At 70.6% G+C, this 17,444-nt stretch carries 17 protein-coding genes and 5 tRNA genes; 15 read left to right on the forward strand and 7 right to left on the reverse strand.

The annotated features are described in order from the left end of the window. Positions 1–62: 62 nt before the first annotated feature. The 4 genes from ACZ6A9_RS24375 to ACZ6A9_RS24390 form a co-directional block, all read right to left on the reverse strand. Entirely contained in the window at positions 63–653 is a 591-nt protein-coding gene (locus ACZ6A9_RS24375; RefSeq protein WP_468988924.1) for a GTP-binding protein, read from the reverse strand. Next, positions 634–1,029, reverse strand: a complete 396-nt coding sequence (locus ACZ6A9_RS24380; protein WP_004924977.1) for a DUF742 domain-containing protein — start codon at positions 1,027–1,029, stop codon at positions 634–636. The genes ACZ6A9_RS24375 and ACZ6A9_RS24380 overlap by 20 nt, the downstream gene beginning before the upstream one ends. Before the next feature lie 111 nt (positions 1,030–1,140). Beyond that, positions 1,141–1,554, reverse strand: a complete 414-nt coding sequence (locus tag ACZ6A9_RS24385) for a roadblock/LC7 domain-containing protein (protein WP_030216565.1) — start codon at positions 1,552–1,554, stop codon at positions 1,141–1,143. A 9-nt stretch (positions 1,555–1,563) separates the two neighbouring features. Continuing rightward, positions 1,564–5,346, reverse strand: coding sequence for a sensor histidine kinase (locus tag ACZ6A9_RS24390; RefSeq protein ID WP_468988926.1), 3,783 nt, complete (start codon positions 5,344–5,346; stop codon positions 1,564–1,566). A 606-nt stretch (positions 5,347–5,952) separates the two neighbouring features. On the opposite strand from ACZ6A9_RS24390, the gene ACZ6A9_RS24395 reads away from it, so the two are divergent. The 9 genes from ACZ6A9_RS24395 (at position 5,953) to ACZ6A9_RS24435 (ending at position 10,023) form a co-directional block, all read left to right on the forward strand. Next, the gene (locus ACZ6A9_RS24395; protein WP_228967263.1) at positions 5,953–6,141 is read left to right on the forward strand and encodes a hypothetical protein; all 189 of its coding nucleotides are present in this window, start codon (positions 5,953–5,955) and stop codon (positions 6,139–6,141) included. 168 nt (positions 6,142–6,309) lie between these two features. After that, positions 6,310–7,095, forward strand: coding sequence for a fumarylacetoacetate hydrolase family protein (locus tag ACZ6A9_RS24400; RefSeq protein ID WP_228967264.1), 786 nt, complete (start codon positions 6,310–6,312; stop codon positions 7,093–7,095). Continuing rightward, positions 7,088–8,572: a glutamate--tRNA ligase gene (gltX, locus tag ACZ6A9_RS24405; RefSeq protein WP_468988931.1), complete on the forward strand. Its 1,485-nt coding sequence runs from the start codon at positions 7,088–7,090 to the stop codon at positions 8,570–8,572. The genes ACZ6A9_RS24400 and gltX overlap by 8 nt, the downstream gene beginning before the upstream one ends. 116 nt (positions 8,573–8,688) lie before the next feature. Then, positions 8,689–9,420 (forward strand): HAD family hydrolase, encoded by a 732-nt coding sequence (locus tag ACZ6A9_RS24410; RefSeq protein ID WP_468988936.1) that lies wholly within the window; start codon positions 8,689–8,691, stop codon positions 9,418–9,420. 91 nt (positions 9,421–9,511) lie between these two features. Beyond that, positions 9,512–9,583 (forward strand) — tRNA-Gln (locus ACZ6A9_RS24415). Between the two features lie 39 nt (positions 9,584–9,622). Next, positions 9,623–9,695: transfer RNA gene (locus tag ACZ6A9_RS24420), tRNA-Glu, on the forward strand. 62 nt (positions 9,696–9,757) lie between these two features. After that, positions 9,758–9,830 (forward strand) — tRNA-Glu (locus ACZ6A9_RS24425). 21 nt (positions 9,831–9,851) lie between these two features. Next, a tRNA-Gln gene (locus ACZ6A9_RS24430) sits at positions 9,852–9,923 on the forward strand. Between the two features lie 27 nt (positions 9,924–9,950). Next, positions 9,951–10,023 (forward strand) — tRNA-Glu (locus ACZ6A9_RS24435). 259 nt (positions 10,024–10,282) lie between these two features. Here the strand turns inward: ACZ6A9_RS24435 and ndgR are convergent. Beyond that, positions 10,283–10,996, reverse strand: a complete 714-nt coding sequence (gene ndgR, locus ACZ6A9_RS24440) for an IclR family transcriptional regulator NdgR (RefSeq protein ID WP_189559557.1) — start codon at positions 10,994–10,996, stop codon at positions 10,283–10,285. Positions 10,997–11,191: 195 nt separating this feature from the next. Here ndgR and leuC point away from each other — a divergent pair, with 195 nt between their 5' ends. From leuC to ACZ6A9_RS24460, 4 genes are all read left to right on the forward strand, one after another. Further along, positions 11,192–12,622 (forward strand): 3-isopropylmalate dehydratase large subunit, encoded by a 1,431-nt coding sequence (gene leuC / locus ACZ6A9_RS24445; RefSeq protein WP_468988938.1) that lies wholly within the window; start codon positions 11,192–11,194, stop codon positions 12,620–12,622. A 6-nt stretch (positions 12,623–12,628) separates the two neighbouring features. Continuing rightward, a complete protein-coding gene (gene leuD / locus ACZ6A9_RS24450) occupies positions 12,629–13,222 on the forward strand; it encodes a 3-isopropylmalate dehydratase small subunit (protein ID WP_468988941.1) in 594 nt (197 codons plus the stop codon). A 277-nt stretch (positions 13,223–13,499) separates the two neighbouring features. Next, positions 13,500–13,730, forward strand: a complete 231-nt coding sequence (locus ACZ6A9_RS24455; protein ID WP_468988943.1) for an SCO5555 family protein — start codon at positions 13,500–13,502, stop codon at positions 13,728–13,730. Positions 13,731–13,866: 136 nt separating this feature from the next. Beyond that, positions 13,867–14,493 carry an HU family DNA-binding protein gene (locus ACZ6A9_RS24460; protein ID WP_468988946.1) on the forward strand — a complete coding sequence of 209 codons (627 nt, stop codon included), beginning with the start codon at positions 13,867–13,869 and terminating at the stop codon, positions 14,491–14,493. 110 nt (positions 14,494–14,603) lie between these two features. Here ACZ6A9_RS24460 and ACZ6A9_RS24465 read toward each other — a convergent pair whose 3' ends face one another. Then, positions 14,604–14,807, reverse strand: coding sequence for a hypothetical protein (locus tag ACZ6A9_RS24465; protein WP_468988948.1), 204 nt, complete (start codon positions 14,805–14,807; stop codon positions 14,604–14,606). A 9-nt stretch (positions 14,808–14,816) separates the two neighbouring features. Beyond that, on the reverse strand, positions 14,817–15,455 hold the full coding sequence (gene cofC, locus ACZ6A9_RS24470) for a 2-phospho-L-lactate guanylyltransferase (RefSeq protein ID WP_468988951.1): 639 nt from the start codon (positions 15,453–15,455) through the stop codon (positions 14,817–14,819). A 172-nt stretch (positions 15,456–15,627) separates the two neighbouring features. Here cofC and ACZ6A9_RS24475 point away from each other — a divergent pair, with 172 nt between their 5' ends. Beyond that, a complete protein-coding gene (locus ACZ6A9_RS24475; RefSeq protein WP_468988954.1) occupies positions 15,628–16,425 on the forward strand; it encodes a lysophospholipid acyltransferase family protein in 798 nt (265 codons plus the stop codon). Further along, the gene (locus ACZ6A9_RS24480) at positions 16,422–17,432 is read left to right on the forward strand and encodes an NAD(P)H-dependent glycerol-3-phosphate dehydrogenase (RefSeq protein ID WP_190098036.1); all 1,011 of its coding nucleotides are present in this window, start codon (positions 16,422–16,424) and stop codon (positions 17,430–17,432) included. The genes ACZ6A9_RS24475 and ACZ6A9_RS24480 overlap by 4 nt, the downstream gene beginning before the upstream one ends. The last annotated feature ends 12 nt before the right edge of the window (positions 17,433–17,444 follow it).

Below are 17,444 nucleotides of genomic sequence, written 5' to 3' on the forward strand. Positions count from 1 at the left end.
AAAGGACACAGCCGGCATCAGTACATCTACGACAACCGCAGTATGCCGCTGTTGTCCCGGGCCTACCTGAGACGTGCCATGAGCGCGTGCTCGACCAGCGTGATCAGCGCACCCTTGGCATCCGCGCGGTGCCGGGCGTCCGTCGTGATGATCGGGGCGTCGGGTCCGATCTGCAGCGCCTCCCGCACCTCGTCGGGCGTGTACGGCTGCTGGCCGTCGAAGCCGTTGAGGGCGACCACGAACGGCAGCCCGCTGTTCTCGAAGTAGTCCACCGCGGGGAAGCAGTCCGCCAGCCGCCGGGTGTCGCACAGCACGATCGCGCCGATGGCGCCGCGCACCAGGTCGTCCCACATGAACCAGAAGCGGTCCTGACCGGGCGTACCGAAGAGGTACAGGATCAGGTCCTGGTCCAGGGTGATACGGCCGAAGTCCATGGCCACCGTGGTGGTGGTCTTGCCTCCGGTGTGGGTGAGGTCGTCGATGCCCGCGCTGGCGGAGGTCATCACGGCCTCGGTACGCAGCGGGTTGATCTCCGAGACGGCGCCGACGAACGTGGTCTTGCCCACGCCGAAGCCGCCCGCCACCACGATCTTGGCGGATGTGGTGGAACGGCTTTCGGAGACCGTCCCGCCGCTAGAGCTTGCGAAGTCCACTGAGCACCCTTTCGAGCAGTGTCACGTCCGGGGCGCCGGTCGTCTCGTCGCCGCCCGGCTGGTGCACGGCGACGAGGCCCGCCTCCGCCAGGTCGGCCACCAGGATCCGGGCGACACCCAGGGGCATGTTGAGCAGTGCCGAGACCTCGGCGACCGACTTCACCTCACGGCACAGGTGGCAGATGCGCTGGTGCTCCGGGAGGAGCCCCATGAGCGCTGCCGGGTCGGCCGTCGTACTGATCAGTGCCTCGATGGCCAGCTGATAGCGCGGCCTGGTCCGGCCACCGGTCATCGCATAGGGACGGACCAGTGGCTGGTCGCCCTCGTCCTCGTACGGCTCCGCGTACGGATCATGAGAGGCGGTGGGCGGGGTCATGAATCCTCCGGGCGGGACAGCAAGTCGGTCGGTCAAGCCGTCTGACGGGGCCGGTGGGGGGAATGTGGCGGCCGGACGGTGATTTGGTGAGACGGGTGGTGCCGGGGCCGATCAGTGGAGCAGACTTCCCTGTAGTTCGGCGCGCAGGTCCGGGGTGAGGACCGCGCCGGCGCGGTCGACCAGGAGCGCCATCTCGTAGCCGACGAGGCCGATGTCGCACTCGGGGTGCGCGAGAACGGCCAGGGACGAGCCGTCGGAGACGGACATGAGGAAGAGGAACCCTCGCTCCATCTCGACCACCGTCTGGGCGACGCTGCCGCCTTCGAAGATCCGGGAGGCGCCGGCCGTCAGGGAGGTCAGTCCCGAAGCGACGGCCGCGAGCTGGTCCGCGCGGTCGCGCGGGAAGCCCTCGGAGAGCGCCAGGAGGAGACCGTCGGCGGACACGACGACGGTGTGGGACACCCCGGGGGTGTTGTCCACGAAGTTGGTGATCAACCAGTTGAGGTTCTGTGCCGCCTGGCTCATCGGGCTCAACTAACGCTCCTGCTGGTGAGTGGGGTTCGGGAAGCTGCCGGTCTGGGTGGTACCGGCCTGACGACCCTGTGCGATACCCCGACGGAGATTGGTCAGCCGGCCGCGCACGTCATCTGGGGCGCGCGAGACCTGGGGACCGCTCTGGTGCGATTGCTGCTGAGCCGTGCCCGGGACGAGATTCGCCTTGGGCACCCGGCGCGGCAGGCCGGAGGTGGTGACGCCGCCCGCGGCCGGCTGCCGGACGCGTTCGGCCTGCCGGACCAGCTCGTCGTTGGGCGAGCTGGGCCAGGCAGCGGAGGTGGACCGCTGCGGGCCGGTGGGGCCCTGCGGCTGCTGGGGCTGGGACTGCTGCTGCTGCGGCTGCTGGGGCGCCGGAGCCTGACCGTTGCCCTGCTCCTGCGCCCCGCCGCTCTGGCGGAACCAGTTCGTCTCGAGCGTGTCGTACAGCGGGGTACGGCCGTCACCCGGGCCGGTCGCCGGCGGCAGCGCCCAGGCGTCGGACGGTCCGCGCCCGCCGTCGGGCCGCTGCGCGGGCTCCTGGCGGGCCGGCGGCCGCTGCTGCGGGGCCGGGGGGAGCGGGGCTCCGAGGCCGCCGCCGTGCGTGCCGTCGGCCTGCGGACGCTCGAACTGTCCGGTGACCGCCGGGTCCGCGGCCGGGCGCTCCGGGAGGGAGTACTGGCCGGTGGAGCCGTTGTCGTAGCCCTGCGGGACGGGGAACTGGCCCGTCGAGGAGGGGTCCTGCCCGCCCTGCGGGGCACCGAAGATGTCACCGCGGACGAACTGGCCGGTGTGGTGCGCACCGTTGGCGTCGGGCTGGGCGTACTGGCCGGAGTTCTGACCGCCGTTCGTACCCGGCTGGGCGTACTGGCCGGTGTTCTGGCCGTTCGCACCGGGCTGCGGGTACTGGCCCGTGTTCTGCGGGTCGGAACCGTAGGCGGGAGCACCGGTGTTCTGGCGCTCGTCGAACCTGGGGATCTCCGCCGTCGCGCCCGGGCCCTGCCGGTCGTCGAACCGCGGCATGGCCGAGGTGTGGGAGACGTCCGGCTCCTCGTGACCGCGGGGGGCGTCCAGCGAGGCGCGCGGCACCGGCGGCTGGGCGTTCTCGTCGCTCCAGCTGGGCCGCGGCTGCTGCGGGTCGCCGCCGGGCAGCTCGGGGCGCGCGCCACCGCGCGGCGGGAGCTGCGGGCGACGGCCCCGCTCGGCGTTGCCGGTGCCGCGCTGCGGCGGCACCTGACCCCGTCCGCCACCGAAGGCGTCCTGCTCCTGCTGTCCGCCGGCGGCCTGCATGCCCTGCGGGGCGCCGGGCGCCTGGCCGCCGAAGCCCGCCGGAGCGGGACGGCCCTGCGGAGCCCCGCCGGGAGCGCCCCGGTCGAACAGCGACGGCGTGGAGTTGCCCGGCTGGCCCTGCGGCCCCCGCGCTCCGTCGGGCCGGCCCGTGCCGTCCCGTCCGGGCAGTGCGGCCCGCGGGCCCTGGCCGGCACCGAGCCGGCCACCGGGCGCCCCGGCGCCGAGGGCACCGGAGGGGGACTGGCCCGCACCGGCGGCACGCCGTGCGGCCGCGGCACCGGCGGCCGCCTGCGCGGCGGCGGGGCCACCGCCGCCGGCGCCCGGCTGGCCGGGCTTGCCCTGGGGCTTCTTGCCGCCCTGGGCGACGTCGACGGGCAGCATGACCAGCGCGGTCGTACCACCGGAGTCGGACGGGCGGAGCTGGATGCGGATGCCGTGACGCTGGGACAGCCGGCCGACCACGAACAGACCCATGCGGCGGGAGACGGAGACGTCCACGGTGGGCGGCGAGGCGAGCCGCTCGTTGATCGCCGCCAGGTCCTCCGGCGACAGACCGATACCGGTGTCGTGGATCTCGATCAGCACCCGGCCGTCGGGCAGCGCGTGACCGGTGACCTTGACCTTGGTCTGCGGGGAGGAGAACGAGGTCGCGTTCTCCAGCAGCTCGGCGAGCAGGTGCACGAGGTCGTTGACGACCCGGCCGGCCACTTCGGTGGTCGGCACGGAGGACAGCTCGATGCGCTCGTACTGCTCCACCTCGGAGGCGGCGGCACGCAGCACGTCGACCAGCGGGACCGGGCGGGTCCAGCGGCGGCCGGGCTCCTCACCCGCGAGGACGAGGAGGTTCTCACCGTTACGGCGCATGCGGGTGGCGAGGTGGTCGAGCTTGAACAGCGAGGACAGCTGGTCCGGGTCCGCCTCGCGGGACTCCAGTTCGGAGATCAGCGACAGCTGGCGCTGGATCAGACCCTGGGAGCGGCGCGAGAGGTTGGTGAACATCGCGTTGACGTTGCCCCGCAGCAGGGCCTGCTCGGCGGCGAGGCGGACCGCCTCGCGGTGCACGTCGTCGAAGGCCGCGGCCACCCGGCCGATCTCGTCCCGGGAGTGCACGCCGACGGATTCCACGGACGTGTCGACGTCCTGAGGGTCGGTCTCGGAGAGCTGCTTGACCAGGTCGGGCAGGCGCTCCTGGGCGACCTTGGTCGCGGTCTCCTCCAGCCGGCGCAGCGAGCGGATCATGGAGCGCGCCACGACGAAGGCGCCGACCAGCGACACACCGAGCACGAGGAGGATCAGGACACCGGAGATGATCGCGTCGCGCTCGGTGGCGCTGCGCAGCTCACGGGCCTTCTGTTCCATCTCCTCGAGCAGCGAGTGCTCGATGTTCTTCATCTGCTGGATCTTGGTGGAGCTGTCGTCCAGCCAGTCGCGGTAGGACCGCGCGCCGACCGAGGCGAGACCGAACTCCGAGGCGAGCGCACGGCCGGCGTACTCGTCGGTGGCCTTGATCGTGGTGTTGCCCTCTTGGATCGGCAGCAGCAGCTCGGCCGCGGCGGCCTCGCCGTAGATGCTCTTGAAGCTCTGCAGCTCGGACTTCTGGCTCTGCAGCGCCGAGTCGGCGTAGAGCCGGTCGTTCTCCGAGAGGTCGCCCTTGCTGGTGTTGCTGGCGGGCAGTGCCGCGGCGAGGACCGCGCGCTGGATCGACGCGTACTCCTTGGCGGAGGAGAAGGACGCCAGGGCACGCGTGCGCTGGATCATGTCGGGGTTGCTGGTCGCCTCCGCCATGTCCTGCGAGAGTTCGATCAGGTTCTCGATCAGGCGGTGGTAGCCCTCGACGGTCTGGGTCGAGTTCTTCTCCGTCTGGAAGGCGGTGTTGCGGATCTTCTCCAGCTGGCCGAGCTCACCGGCGAGCTGCACCAGGTTGTCCCGGACGCCCTTGAGGTTGCCGTCCTTGCTCGCGGCGTCGATCGCTTCCGAGCTGTCCAGGAAGTTGTTCCGTGCCCGGTCGGTCTTCTCACGGTGGCCCTTGACCGCGAAGTCCGTGCCCTTGCCGCCGTGCGCGAGCGGGCCGGCCGACTGGTCGCGCTCCTCCTGGAGCGCGGCGGCCAGTTCGGTGGCCTGCTGGGTCATGTCCGTCAGCAGCTTCATGTTGTCGAGCTGCTGGATGTCGTCCATCGACTGCTGGATACGCAGGGCGCCCAGCGAGGTGGCGGCGACCACCGGAAGGGCGAGCAGCGACACCAGACGGGTCGAGATGCGCCAGTTGCGCAGCGCTATTCGCGGCCCGGGGCCGGTCGAGGTCTTGGGGGCGGCCGGTGCCGGAGCCGGCGGTGCCGTCGGCCCGGAGACACCGGGGCGGCCGCCGTTGGTCCCGGGCATGGTCGGGCCCTGGTTCTGGGCGTGCTGGGGCGAGGAGCTGACGGCCTTGGGGCCAGTCCCGCCCTGCGGCTCCGGCTCCGCCGAAGCGCTGCCATCCCTCTTGAAACGTCCCTGCACTAGCGTCGCAACCTCTGAACCAGGCACCCCTCCGCGTGAACGGCGAGGCACGGTGTCGGCGTCATAGGGGCGCCCTGAATACGCCCCCGTGGTGGTCGTGAGTGACCGGCGCTGGCTCCCCCTTCTCGGCCGCCACTCGGCGCGTCTGTGCGCCCCCTGTGCGCCGGCTCGATCCCTGCGGCGGTCCGTGGAATTCCAGCACAGTGCAGGATCTCCAACAAGGCCCGAGGGCTTACGGGTGGGTTACGTGACGCCGCGTGAGGGGCGGGTCACCAGGGGTAGAAAGTGATCTCGCCGATAACGGGCGCAGGTGGACGAACCGCGCGGTCGGGTCGAGTGTCCCAGTCGCCATGATCAGGAGCGGAATGGTGCCTTCAGGGAGCGAATGTCCGATTCCGGCGACCGAGAGGCGAGTCCGGATTGTGAGGTTTGTCCTACACTCCGTGAGCAAACTCACACGCGGAACGTGACTTCTCGACCCGGTCGGCAGGGAATTGCATGTTTAGCCTGACGCTTTACAGGGATGGCAGAACCGACAACCCGCGTCCGCACGGGGGTCAGCCGACCCCGCCGGACGCCCGAGAACAGGACAGGGTCAAGTAAACAGTGAAGACGACGACGATGTTCCACAAGATCGCCAACCCTCGGCGCACGACGCTGGCCCACCTCGACGGCGCCGACGATCTGCAGACGCCTCTCCAGCTGGAGCACCCCGTCGAACTCCCGGCCCAGACTGCCAACCCCAGGCGCACCGTCCTCATGGAGATCCCGGTCGCGGCGGCCGCCGCGAACTGACACGGATCCATACGCGCGCCGGCCGCGAAACGCTCAAGGCATCCGACGCGATGACGAGGGGCGCCCCACCACTGGTGGGGCGCCCCTCGTCATGCGTGAGGCCGGAGCCCCACCGCGTTAGCCTGGAGCGTCAGACTCCAGCCGACCGGTCAAGGGGACAAGCATCCCGTGCGCATCGCCAGATTCTCCATCGACGGGAACGTCGCCTTCGGCGCTGTCGAGGGCGAGAAGCAGGACGAACTCGTCCTGGACATCATCAAGGGCATCCCGTTCGCGGACTTCGAGCTCTCCGGCACCAAGGTCCCGCTGAGCAAGGTCAGGCTGCTGCCCCCGGTGCTCCCCAACAAGGTGGTCGCCTTCGGCCGCAACTACGCCGATCACGCCAAGGAGATGGGCAACGAGGTGCCCGAGGCGCCCTTCGCCTTCTTCAAGCCCTCCACCTCGGTGATCGGACCCGGCGACGAGATCCGCTACCCGTCCTTCTCCCAGGAGGTGCACCACGAGGCCGAGCTGGCCGTGGTCATCGGGCGGATGTGCCGTGAGGTGCCGCGCGAGCGCGTCAAGGACGTGATCTTCGGCTACACCTGCGCCAACGACATCACCGCGCGCGACGTCCAGAAGCGCGAGAAGCAGTGGGCCCGCGCCAAGGGCTTCGACACCTCCTGCCCGCTCGGCCCCTGGGTGGAGACGGGACTGGACGTCACCGCCGCGAACGACCTGACCGTCCAGCTCACGGTCAACGGCGCCCAGCGGCAGCTCGGCCGCACCAGCGAGATGATCCACTCCATCGAGGACCTGATCGTCAACATCTCCGAGGCCATGACGCTGCTCCCGGGCGACGTCGTCCTCACGGGCACCCCGGCTGGGGTCGGCCCCCTCCACGACGGCGACGAGGTCGCCGTCACCATCGAAGGCATCGGCACTCTCACCAACAAGGTTGTCAAGCGTGGCTAGCGCACCCGGCTCCCCCGTACGCGTCCGTTTCTGTCCCTCGCCCACCGGTAACCCCCACGTGGGCCTGGTCCGCACCGCCCTGTTCAACTGGGCGTTCGCCAAGCACCACGGCGGCACCCTGGTCTTCCGCATCGAGGACACCGACGCGGCCCGCGACTCCGAGGAGTCCTACACCCAGCTGCTCGACTCGATGCGCTGGCTCGGGTTCGACTGGGACGAGGGCCCCGAGGTCGGCGGCCCGCACGCGCCGTACCGCCAGTCGCAGCGCATGGACCTCTACAAGGACGTCGCCCGCAAGCTCCTCGACGCCGGCCACGCCTACCGCTGCTACTGCTCCCAGGAGGAGCTGGACAGCCGCCGCGAGGCCGCCCGCGCCGCCGGCAAGCCCTCCGGCTACGACGGCCACTGCCGCGAGCTCACCGACGCCCAGGCCGAGGAGTACACGGCGCAGGGCCGTGAGCCGATCGTCCGCTTCCGGATGCCCGACGAGGCCCTCACCTTCACCGACCTGGTCCGCGGTGAGATCACCTACCTCCCGGAGAACGTCCCGGACTACGGCATCGTCCGTGCCAACGGCGCCCCGCTCTACACGCTGGTCAACCCGGTCGACGACGCCCTGATGGAGATCACCCACGTCCTGCGCGGCGAGGACCTGCTCTCCTCCACCCCTCGCCAGATCGCCCTGTACAAGGCGCTGATCGAGCTGGGCGTGGCCAAGGAGATCCCCGCCTTCGGCCACCTGCCGTACGTCATGGGCGAGGGCAACAAGAAGCTCTCCAAGCGTGACCCGCAGTCCTCGCTCAACCTCTACCGCGAGCGCGGCTTCCTCCCCGAGGGCCTGCTCAACTACCTGTCCCTGCTCGGCTGGTCCCTCTCCGCCGACCAGGACGTGTTCACCATCGACGAGATGGTGGCCGCCTTCGACGTCGCCGACGTGCAGCCGAACCCGGCCCGCTTCGACCTGAAGAAGTGCGAGGCGATCAACGGCGACCACATCCGCATGCTCGACGTGAAGGACTTCACCGAGCGCTGCGCCCCCTGGCTCAAGGCCCCGTTCGCGCCCTGGGCCCCGGAGGCTTTCGACGAGGCCAAGTGGGAGGCGATCGCCCCGCACGCGCAGACCCGCCTGAAGGTCCTCTCCGAGATCACGGACAACGTCGACTTCCTGTTCCTCGCGGAGCCGGTCTTCGACGAGGCGTCCTGGAACAAGGCCATGAAGGAGGGCAGCGACGCCCTGCTCCGCGCGGCCCGCGAGAAGCTGGACGCGGCCGACTGGACGTCCCCGGAGTCCCTCAAGGACGCCGTCCTGGCGGCCGGCGAGGCCCACGGCCTCAAGCTCGGCAAGGCCCAGGCCCCGGTCCGCGTCGCCGTGACCGGCCGCACGGTCGGCCTGCCGCTCTTCGAGTCCCTGGAGGTCCTGGGCAAGGAGAAGACCCTGGCCAGGATCGACGCGGCCCTGGCGAGGCTCGCCGCCTAGCCGACGTCGGTGAAGAGGGCGCCCGGAACTCTCCGGGCGCCCTCTTCGCCGTCTCCCGCGCACCGCCGGGGGACGACCCCGGGCCCCGGGCCGACGCACGGGGTACCGTCGGTGGCATGGCGATCCGAGCCGTCGTCTGGGACGTCGACGACACACTCTTCGACTACACCACCGCCGACCGCGAGGGGATACGGGCGCACCTGGCCGCCGAGGGGCTGCTCGCCGGGTACTCCTCCGCCGAGGAGGCGCTGCGGTACTGGCGGGAGGTCACCGAACATCAGTGGGCGCGGTTCGCCGCCGGCGAGGTGGACTTCGAGACGCAGCGGCGCGACCGGACCCGGGCCTTCCTGGGACGTGAGATGACCGACACCGAGGCGGACGACTGGTTCCGCCGGTACGTCACGCACTACGAGTCCGCCTGGAGCCTCTTCCCGGACGTGCTGCCCGTGCTCGACGCGCTCGCCGCCACCCACCGCCACGCGGTGCTCTCCAACTCCAGCCTCCACGTCCAGGACCGCAAGCTGCGCCTGCTCGGCGTGCACGACCGCTTCGAGACCATCCTGTGCGCCGCCGAGCTGGGCGTGTCCAAGCCCGAGGCCGGCGCGTTCCTCGCCGCCTGTGAGGCGCTGAGGCTGGTTCCGGCCCAGGTGGCGTACGTCGGGGACCACCCGGAGATCGACGGCCGGGGAGCGGCCGACGCCGGGCTGCTGTCGGTGTGGATCGACCGCGGCGGGGCGTACGCGACCCTCGAACCGCCCGAGGGGCCGCGCCGTATCGCCTCCCTCGCCGAACTGCCGTCGTTGCTGCGCGCCGATACTCGTTTTGGAGCCCCGTCGACCTTCGGGTAATGTTCTTCCTGCGCCGCGGGGAGCGGGCCGGAAGGCCGGAACCCTCAAGCGCAGAACTAGAACGAAGGGCCTCCAGGGGCTTGCGTTCCAGTGGCCTATGGTGTAATTGGCAGCACGACTGATTCTGGTTCAGTTAGTCTTGGTTCGAGTCCAGGTAGGCCAGCTCGCAGAGCTCATCTGCACCCGCGGATCGCATCCGCAAGCCCCCGTTGTGTAGCGGCCTAGCACGCCGCCCTCTCAAGGCGGTAGCGCCGGTTCGAATCCGGTCGGGGGTACAGATCCTTCCCGCGAGGACAGTCAGGGTAGCTCCCGCTGTCCTCGAAGCAGGATCGCCAGGGCCCCCGTTGTGTAGCGGCCTAGCACGCCGCCCTCTCAAGGCGGTAGCGCCGGTTCGAATCCGGTCGGGGGTACTGACTGGTCTAAACCATCATTGGTCTATGGTGTAATTGGCAGCACGACTGATTCTGGTTCAGTTAGTCTTGGTTCGAGTCCAGGTAGACCAGCAGGATCTGCGGAAACGCATGATCCACGCCCCCGTTGTGTAGCGGCCTAGCACGCCGCCCTCTCAAGGCGGTAGCGCCGGTTCGAATCCGGTCGGGGGTACGCACGACGAAGGCCCTCCACCTCGGTGGAGGGCCTTCGCGCGCTCCCGCTCACTCGATGCCGCACCGGCGCGCCGACGCCGTGGTCGCGTTGACCCGGCGGCCGGGCGGCAACATCCCTTCCCGCAGGTAGTACTTGATCGTCGCGGGGGGACGCAGGGGAGACACGAGAGGCGGCGCCGTCGACGACGGCGGGTGAAGCCGGGGCAGGGCCCGCCGCGGCGTTGAGGCGGACCCGTTCCCGGGGGGACGGGGGACGGTCAGGAGCGGCGCAGCGCCTCGGAGAGGCGGCCGGCGGCGTCGATGACGGCCTGGGCGTGCATACGGCCCGGGTGGCGGGTCAGCCGCTCGATGGGGCCGGAGACCGAAACGGCGGCCACCACACGGTTCGACGGCCCGCGCACCGGCGCCGAGACCGACGCCACACCCGGCTCGCGCTCACCGATCGACTGCGCCCAGCCCCGGCGTCGTACGCCCGACAGGGCCGTCGCCGTGAAACGGGCGCCCTGCAGTCCGCGGTGGAGGCGCTCGGGCTCCTCCCAGGCCATCAGGATCTGCGCCGAGGAACCGGCCTTCATGGTGAGCGTGGAACCGACCGGCACCGTGTCCCTCAGGCCCGAGAGGCGCTCCGCGGCGGCGACGCAGATGCGCATGTCCCCCTGGCGGCGGTAGAGCTGCGCGCTCTCGCCGGTCACGTCGCGGAGGTGGGTGAGCACCGGGCCCGCCGTGGCGAGCAGCCGGTCCTCGCCCGCCGCCGCGGCCAGTTCGGCCAGGCGCGGGCCGAGGATGAACCGGCCCTGCATGTCGCGCGCCACCAGGCGGTGGTGTTCCAGCGCCACGGCCAGGCGGTGGGCCGTGGGTCGTGCCAGTCCGGTCGCCCCGACCAACCCCGCGAGGGTGGCCGGGCCGGACTCCAGAGCGCTCAGGACGAGGGCCGCCTTGTCCAGAACGCCGACGCCGCTACTGTTGTCCATGCAACGATACTTGCGTCTCACTCTGTGAAACGCAAGTTCAATTTTCCGTGGAACCCGCCACTCTGGAAGCACGGAAGCAACGCGGCCCGTGGACCACCGGGCCTGGCGGCGGACGCCCGGTATCAGGGGTGCGGGCGCCGTCTCCTCACCGATCTAGTTGGGCCGGCGCACCACGTGCCGGCCGGAGGGAAAGCGATGGGTAGGACACTCGCGGAGAAGGTCTGGGACGACCACGTCGTCCGGCGCGCCGAGGGCGAGCCCGACCTCCTCTTCATCGATCTGCACCTGCTGCACGAGGTGACCAGCCCGCAGGCCTTCGACGGCCTCCGCAAGAACGGCCGCCCGGTGCGCCGCCTCGACCTCACCATCGCCACCGAGGACCACAACACCCCGACCCTGGACATCGACAAGCCGATCGCCGACCCGGTCTCCCGGGTCCAGCTGGAGACGCTGCGCAAGAACTGCGCGGAGTTCGGTGTCCGGCTGCACCCGCTGGGTGACGTCGAGCAGGGCGTCGTCCACGTCGTCGGCCCGCAGCTCGGTCTGACCCAGCCCGGCATGACCGTCGTCTGCGGTGACTCGCACACCTCCACGCACGGCGCCTTCGGCGGACTCGCCTTCGGTATCGGCACCTCCCAGGTCGAGCACGTCCTGGCCACCCAGACGCTGCCGATGGCCCGTCCCAAGACCATGGCGATCACGGTCAACGGCGAACTGCCCGACGGCGTCACCGCCAAGGACCTGATCCTGGCGATCATCGCGAAGATCGGCACCGGCGGCGGCCAGGGCTACGTCCTGGAGTACCGCGGCGAGGCCGTCGAGAAGCTCTCGATGGAAGCCCGGATGACCATCTGCAACATGTCGATCGAGGCCGGCGCCCGTGCGGGCATGATCGCCCCCGACGAGACCACGTTCGCCTACCTCGAGGGCCGCCCGCACGCCCCGAAGGGCGAGGACTGGGACGCGGCCGTCGCCTACTGGAAGACGCTCAGGTCCGACGACGACGCCGAGTTCGACGCCGAGGTCGTCATCGAGGCCTCCGAACTGTCGCCGTTCGTCACCTGGGGCACCAACCCGGGCCAGGGCGCCCCGCTCTCGGCGTCCGTCCCCGACCCCGCTTCGTACGAAGACGCCTCGGAGCGGCTCGCCGCCGAAAAGGCCCTGGAGTACATGGGGTTGGAAGCCGGCCAGGAGCTGCGCTCGATCAACGTGGACACCGTCTTCGTGGGTTCCTGCACCAACGGCCGCATCGAGGACCTGCGCGCCGTCGCGGAGATCGTCAGGGGCCGCAAAGTCGCCGACGGCGTACGGATGCTGGTCGTGCCGGGCTCCGCGCGGGTGGGTCTGCAGGCTGTGTCCGAGGGCCTGGACGTGGTCTTCAAGGAGGCGGGCGCCGAGTGGCGGCACGCGGGCTGCTCGATGTGCCTGGGCATGAACCCCGACCAGCTCGCCCCCGGTGAGCGCTCCGCCTCCACCTCCAACCGCAACTTCGAGGGCCGGCAGGGCAAGGGCGGCCGCACCCACCTGGTGTCCCCGCAGGTCGCCGCCGCCACCGCGGTCCTCGGCCACCTGGCCTCCCCGGCCGACCTCGCCGACGCCGACGCCCGTACGCCCGCTGGAGTCTGATCAGTCATGGAAGCATTCACCACCCACACCGGCCGGGCCGTCCCGCTGCGCCGCGGCAACGTCGACACCGACCAGATCATCCCCGCCCACTGGCTCAAGAAGGTGACCCGGGACGGGTTCGAGGACGGGCTGTTCGAGGCCTGGCGCAAGGACCCGGAGTTCGTGCTCAACCGCCCCGAGCGCGAGGGCGCCAGCGTGCTGGTGGCCGGCCCCGACTTCGGCACCGGCTCCTCCCGCGAGCACGCCGTCTGGGCACTGCAGAACTACGGCTTCAAAACCGTGATCTCCTCCCGCTTCGCCGACATCTTCCGCGGCAACTCGCTGAAGAACGGACTGCTCACGGTGGTCCTGGACCAGAAGACCGTGGACGCGCTGTGGGAGCTCACCGAGGCCGACCCCACCGCACTGATCACCGTCGACCTCGAGGCCCGCGAAGTGCGCGCCGAGGGCGTCACCGCCTCCTTCGAGCTCGACGAGAACGCCCGCTGGCGGCTGCTGAACGGACTCGACGACATCTCCATCACGCTGCAGAACGAGGCGGACATCGCCGCGTACGAGGCGAAGCGCCCGTCGTTCAAGCCGAGGACGCTCACGGCCTGACCCGCGCCCCGGCCGAAGTCCTCCCCGCAGGTCGACTTTCGGCCACCGCTTCACCCCACCCGTACCCCCGATCTGCCCGATCGGGGGTACGGCCGTGTCTGCACCCGTTCGGCCCCGCGCGTCCGCTTGAGAGCGTTCAACTTGCCACGTTATGAAGGAGGTTGCCGGGGTACACGTGTCACGTGTGCGTGATCCCGGGGTATGCGCGGACGGCCGTCCGAGGCGGCAGTTGCCCCCTGGGCAGGCGACAACTCGCCCCAGATGGCACAATCTGTGCATGGGACACGACGGCCAACTCCAGCTCTATACGGCGGTCGCGGTCCAGCTCAAAGAAGCGCATGCAAGGGTGCGCGCACTGCAAGTCCCGGAGGGCGTACGGATGGCGCTGGCCCGGAAGCTGCTGGCCATTACGGCCGCGGCCAAGCACGATCTCGCCGGTGCGGCAAGGCGTCTGGAACGGTTCACCGCGGACCTCGACGCGGGTCGATTCCCCGAAGAGGAACGCTGAACCAGTCGAGACAGCCGAGTCCGTTGCGGCACAAGGGTGATTAGCCCGTTTCGTGTTTGATTTGCGGTATATATCTGCCTAACGTGCGAAAAAGCTTGAACACTTTCGTTCTGGCGATGTCTCCGAAGGGGAAGACGTGAACAAGGCGCAGCTCGTAGAAGCGATTGCCGACAAGGTGGGGGGCCGCCAGCAGGCCGCCGACGCCGTCGACCACGTACTGGACGCCATCGTCCGCGCGGTCGTCGCGGGGGAGCGGGTCTCGGTCACCGGCTTCGGTTCGTTCGAGAAGGTCGACCGCCCGGCACGCTACGCCCGTAACCCTCAGACGGGCGAGCGGGTTCGTGTCAAGAAGACCTCCGTCCCGCGCTTCCGCGCGGGCCAGGGATTCAAGGACCTGGTCAGCGGTTCGAAGAAGCTGCCGCGGGGTGGCGAGGTCTCGGTCAAGAAGGCGCCCAAGGGCAGCCTGACCGGCGGCGCTTCGGCGACCGTGAAGAAGGCCGCGGCGAAGAAGACCACCGCCAAGAAGGCCGCCGGAGCGAAGAAGACGGCCGCCAAGAAGACCACCACCGCGAAGAAGGCCCCCGCCAAGACCACGGCCAAGAAGGCGCCCGCCAAGACCGCCGCGACCGCGAAGACGGCCGCCGCGAAGAAGACGACCGCCAAGAAGGCCCCCGCGAAGAAGGCGACGGCCACCAAGGCCCCCGCCAAGAAGTCGACCGCGCGCAAGACCACGGCCAAGAAGACCACCGCACGCAAGAAGTAGCGGTCTCTCCCGCCCCTTCGGACACGTCGGGCGAGCGGCTCTCACGCGCCGGGCCGGACTCCTTGAAGGAGTCCGGCCCGCGGTGTGTCCGGGACCGGCCGCGGCCGGCGTCAGAACGTCTGGAGCGTCACCAGCGTGATCCGCCGGGCCTCGCCCTCACCCTGGGTCTCGACCCGCACCCGCTGCCCGGGACGCAGCAGCCGCAGACCTCCCGCGTCGAACGCCGGGGCGTCGAAGGGGACCGGGGTGCCGTCGTCCAGGAGCACCTGACCGCTGCGGCTGTCGGGGTCGTAGGTGTACGCGGTGGCCTGCATGGCGGCAGCCTACTGCTCGGTGGTCAGCAGACGCGCGGCGACCGCGGCCGTGCGGGGGCCCACACCCAGTGCCAGCGCCGCCCGCAGATCGTCCCCGGTGTCCACGTCCTGCCGTACGGAATCCACCGGGCCGGGGGAGAGTTCCACCGCCCCGGACGCCCGGTGCCGGGCCCGGGAGGCCGGACCGAAGGACGGGCGCAGTTCCCGCCCCCGGCCCGCGGCCAGCAACGTCGTGCCGAGCGCGGCCGCATCGGCGAGAAAAGCGCGCGGGAATGCGGCCGCCGCGTCCAGGACGCGGGCCAGCTCCGGCGGACGGAGAGCCGGCAGATCGGCGTTGAGGGCCGCCACGCAGGCCGTGCGCCGGGCGGAGACCACCACCGCCGCGGCGTGCGCCAGCGCCGCGTTCAGACCGTCGCGCGGCTCGTCGGCGACGATCCCGGCCCCCAGCGCCGCCAGCTCGCGGGAGGCCAGGGCGTCGTTCGTGACGACCACCACGTCCCGCACCGCCGGGCAGTCCAGCGCCGCCGCCACCGTGTCCTGGGCGAAGGCGAGCGCGAGCCCGGGGCGCAGGCCGTCGTCCGCGGTGTCCGAGAGCCTGCTCTTGGCCCGGTCCAGCGGCTTCAGGGGTACCACCAAGGTCCACTGCACGAGTGTTACGTCCCTCTCTTGTCGCCGTCATTCTCACCCGGCACCCCGGGAGGTAAGAGGGTCGGGGCGTACGGTGTTCTCGACAGACCGGCGGGCCGGGGCGACACTTGTGCGGCCCGCCTGGCCTCCGGACCGGTCCTGGGCCTGTCATTCGGAAGAGGAAGGTGTACTCGTGCCGCGCCGCAGAATCGGCTTCTGGTACCGCTTCGCCGCGGTTCTCTGCAAACCGCCGCTGGTGGTTCTGCTCAAGCGGGACTGGCGTGGAATGGAGAACATTCCGGCCGAGGGTGGATTTATCACCGCGGTCAACCACAATTCGCACATCGACCCCTTCGCCTACGCGCACTTTCAGTACAACACCGGACGTGTTCCGCGATTCCTGGCGAAGAGCGGCCTTTTCAACAAGGGATTCATCGGCGCCGCGATGCGCGGCACCGGGCAGATCCCCGTCTACCGCGAGAGCTCGGACGCGCTCAGCGCCTTCCGCGCCGCGATCGACGCCGTGGAGCGAGGCGAATGCGTCGCCTTCTACCCCGAGGGCACCCTCACCCGCGACCCGGACGGCTGGCCCATGACGGGCAAGACCGGTGCCGCGCGCGTCGCGCTGCAGACCAAGTGCCCCGTGATCCCGGTCGCCCAGTGGGGCGCCAACGAACTGCTGCCGCCGTACGCCAGGAAGCCCAGCCTGCTGCCGCGCAAGACCAGCAGGGTGCTGGCCGGGCCACCGGTGGACCTCGACCGCTTCTACGACCGGGAGATGACCCCCGAGCTGCTCAAGGAGGCGACCGAGGTCATCATGGCGGCGGTCACCGTCCAGCTCGAGCGGATCCGCGGCGAGAAGGCACCCGGGACGCCCTACGACCCGCGCAGCGAGCGGATCGAACAGCGCCGCAGGACACACAGGCAGACGCGGCAGGAGCGGACGCGCGGCGGCAGGGCCCCCGCGCGGGAGGAAGGGCTGGGTACGTGAGCAAGCCGGTCAAGGCGGCCGTCTTCGGCACCGGATCATGGGGGACGGCCTTCGGCATGGTCCTCGCCGACGCGGGATGCGACGTCGTGCTGTGGGGGAGGCGCCCCGAGCTCGCCGAAGCGGTCAACTCCACCCGCACCAACCCCGACTACCTGCCGGGTGTCGAACTCCCGGAGAACCTGCGGGCCACCGCGGACGCCGCCGAGGCGGCGCGCGGCGCCGACTTCACCGTCCTCGCGATCCCCTCGCAGACGCTGCGCGGCAACCTCGCCGAGTGGGCCGGCCTGCTCGCGCCCCGCACGGTCCTGGTGTCCCTGATGAAGGGCATCGAACTCGGCTCCGCGATGCGGATGAGCGAGGTGATCGACGACGTCGCCAAGGTCGGCCGCGAGCGCATCGCCGTGGTCACCGGCCCCAACCTGGCCCGCGAGATCGCCGCCCGCATGCCGGCCGCCTCCGTGGTCGCCTGCACCGACGGGGACGTCGCCCGGCGGCTCCAGACCGCCTGCCACACCCCGTACTTCCGGCCGTACACCAACACCGACGTCATCGGCTGCGAGCTGGGCGGCGCGGTGAAGAACGTGATCGGGCTGGCCGTCGGCATCGCGGACGGCATGGGACTCGGCGACAACACCAAGGGATCGCTGATCACGCGCGGGCTCGCCGAGACCACCCGGCTCGGTGTCGCCCTCGGCGCCGACCCGCTGACCTTCTCGGGACTCGCGGGCCTGGGCGACCTGGTCGCCACCTGCTCCTCGCCGCTGTCCCGCAACCACACCTTCGGCACCAACCTCGGCAAGGGGCTCACGCTGCAGGAGACCATCGCGGTCACCAAGCAGACCGCCGAGGGCGTCAAGTCCTGTGAGTCGGTGCTGGATCTGGCCCGGCGGCACGGCGTCGACATGCCGCTCACCGAGACGGTCGTCTCCATCGTGCACGAGGGCAAGCCCCCGGTGGTCGCCCTCAAGGAGCTCATGTCGCGCAGCGCGAAGCCCGAACGACGCTGAGCGACAGCCCCC

Source organism: Streptomyces sp. NPDC041124 (assembly GCF_055592385.1).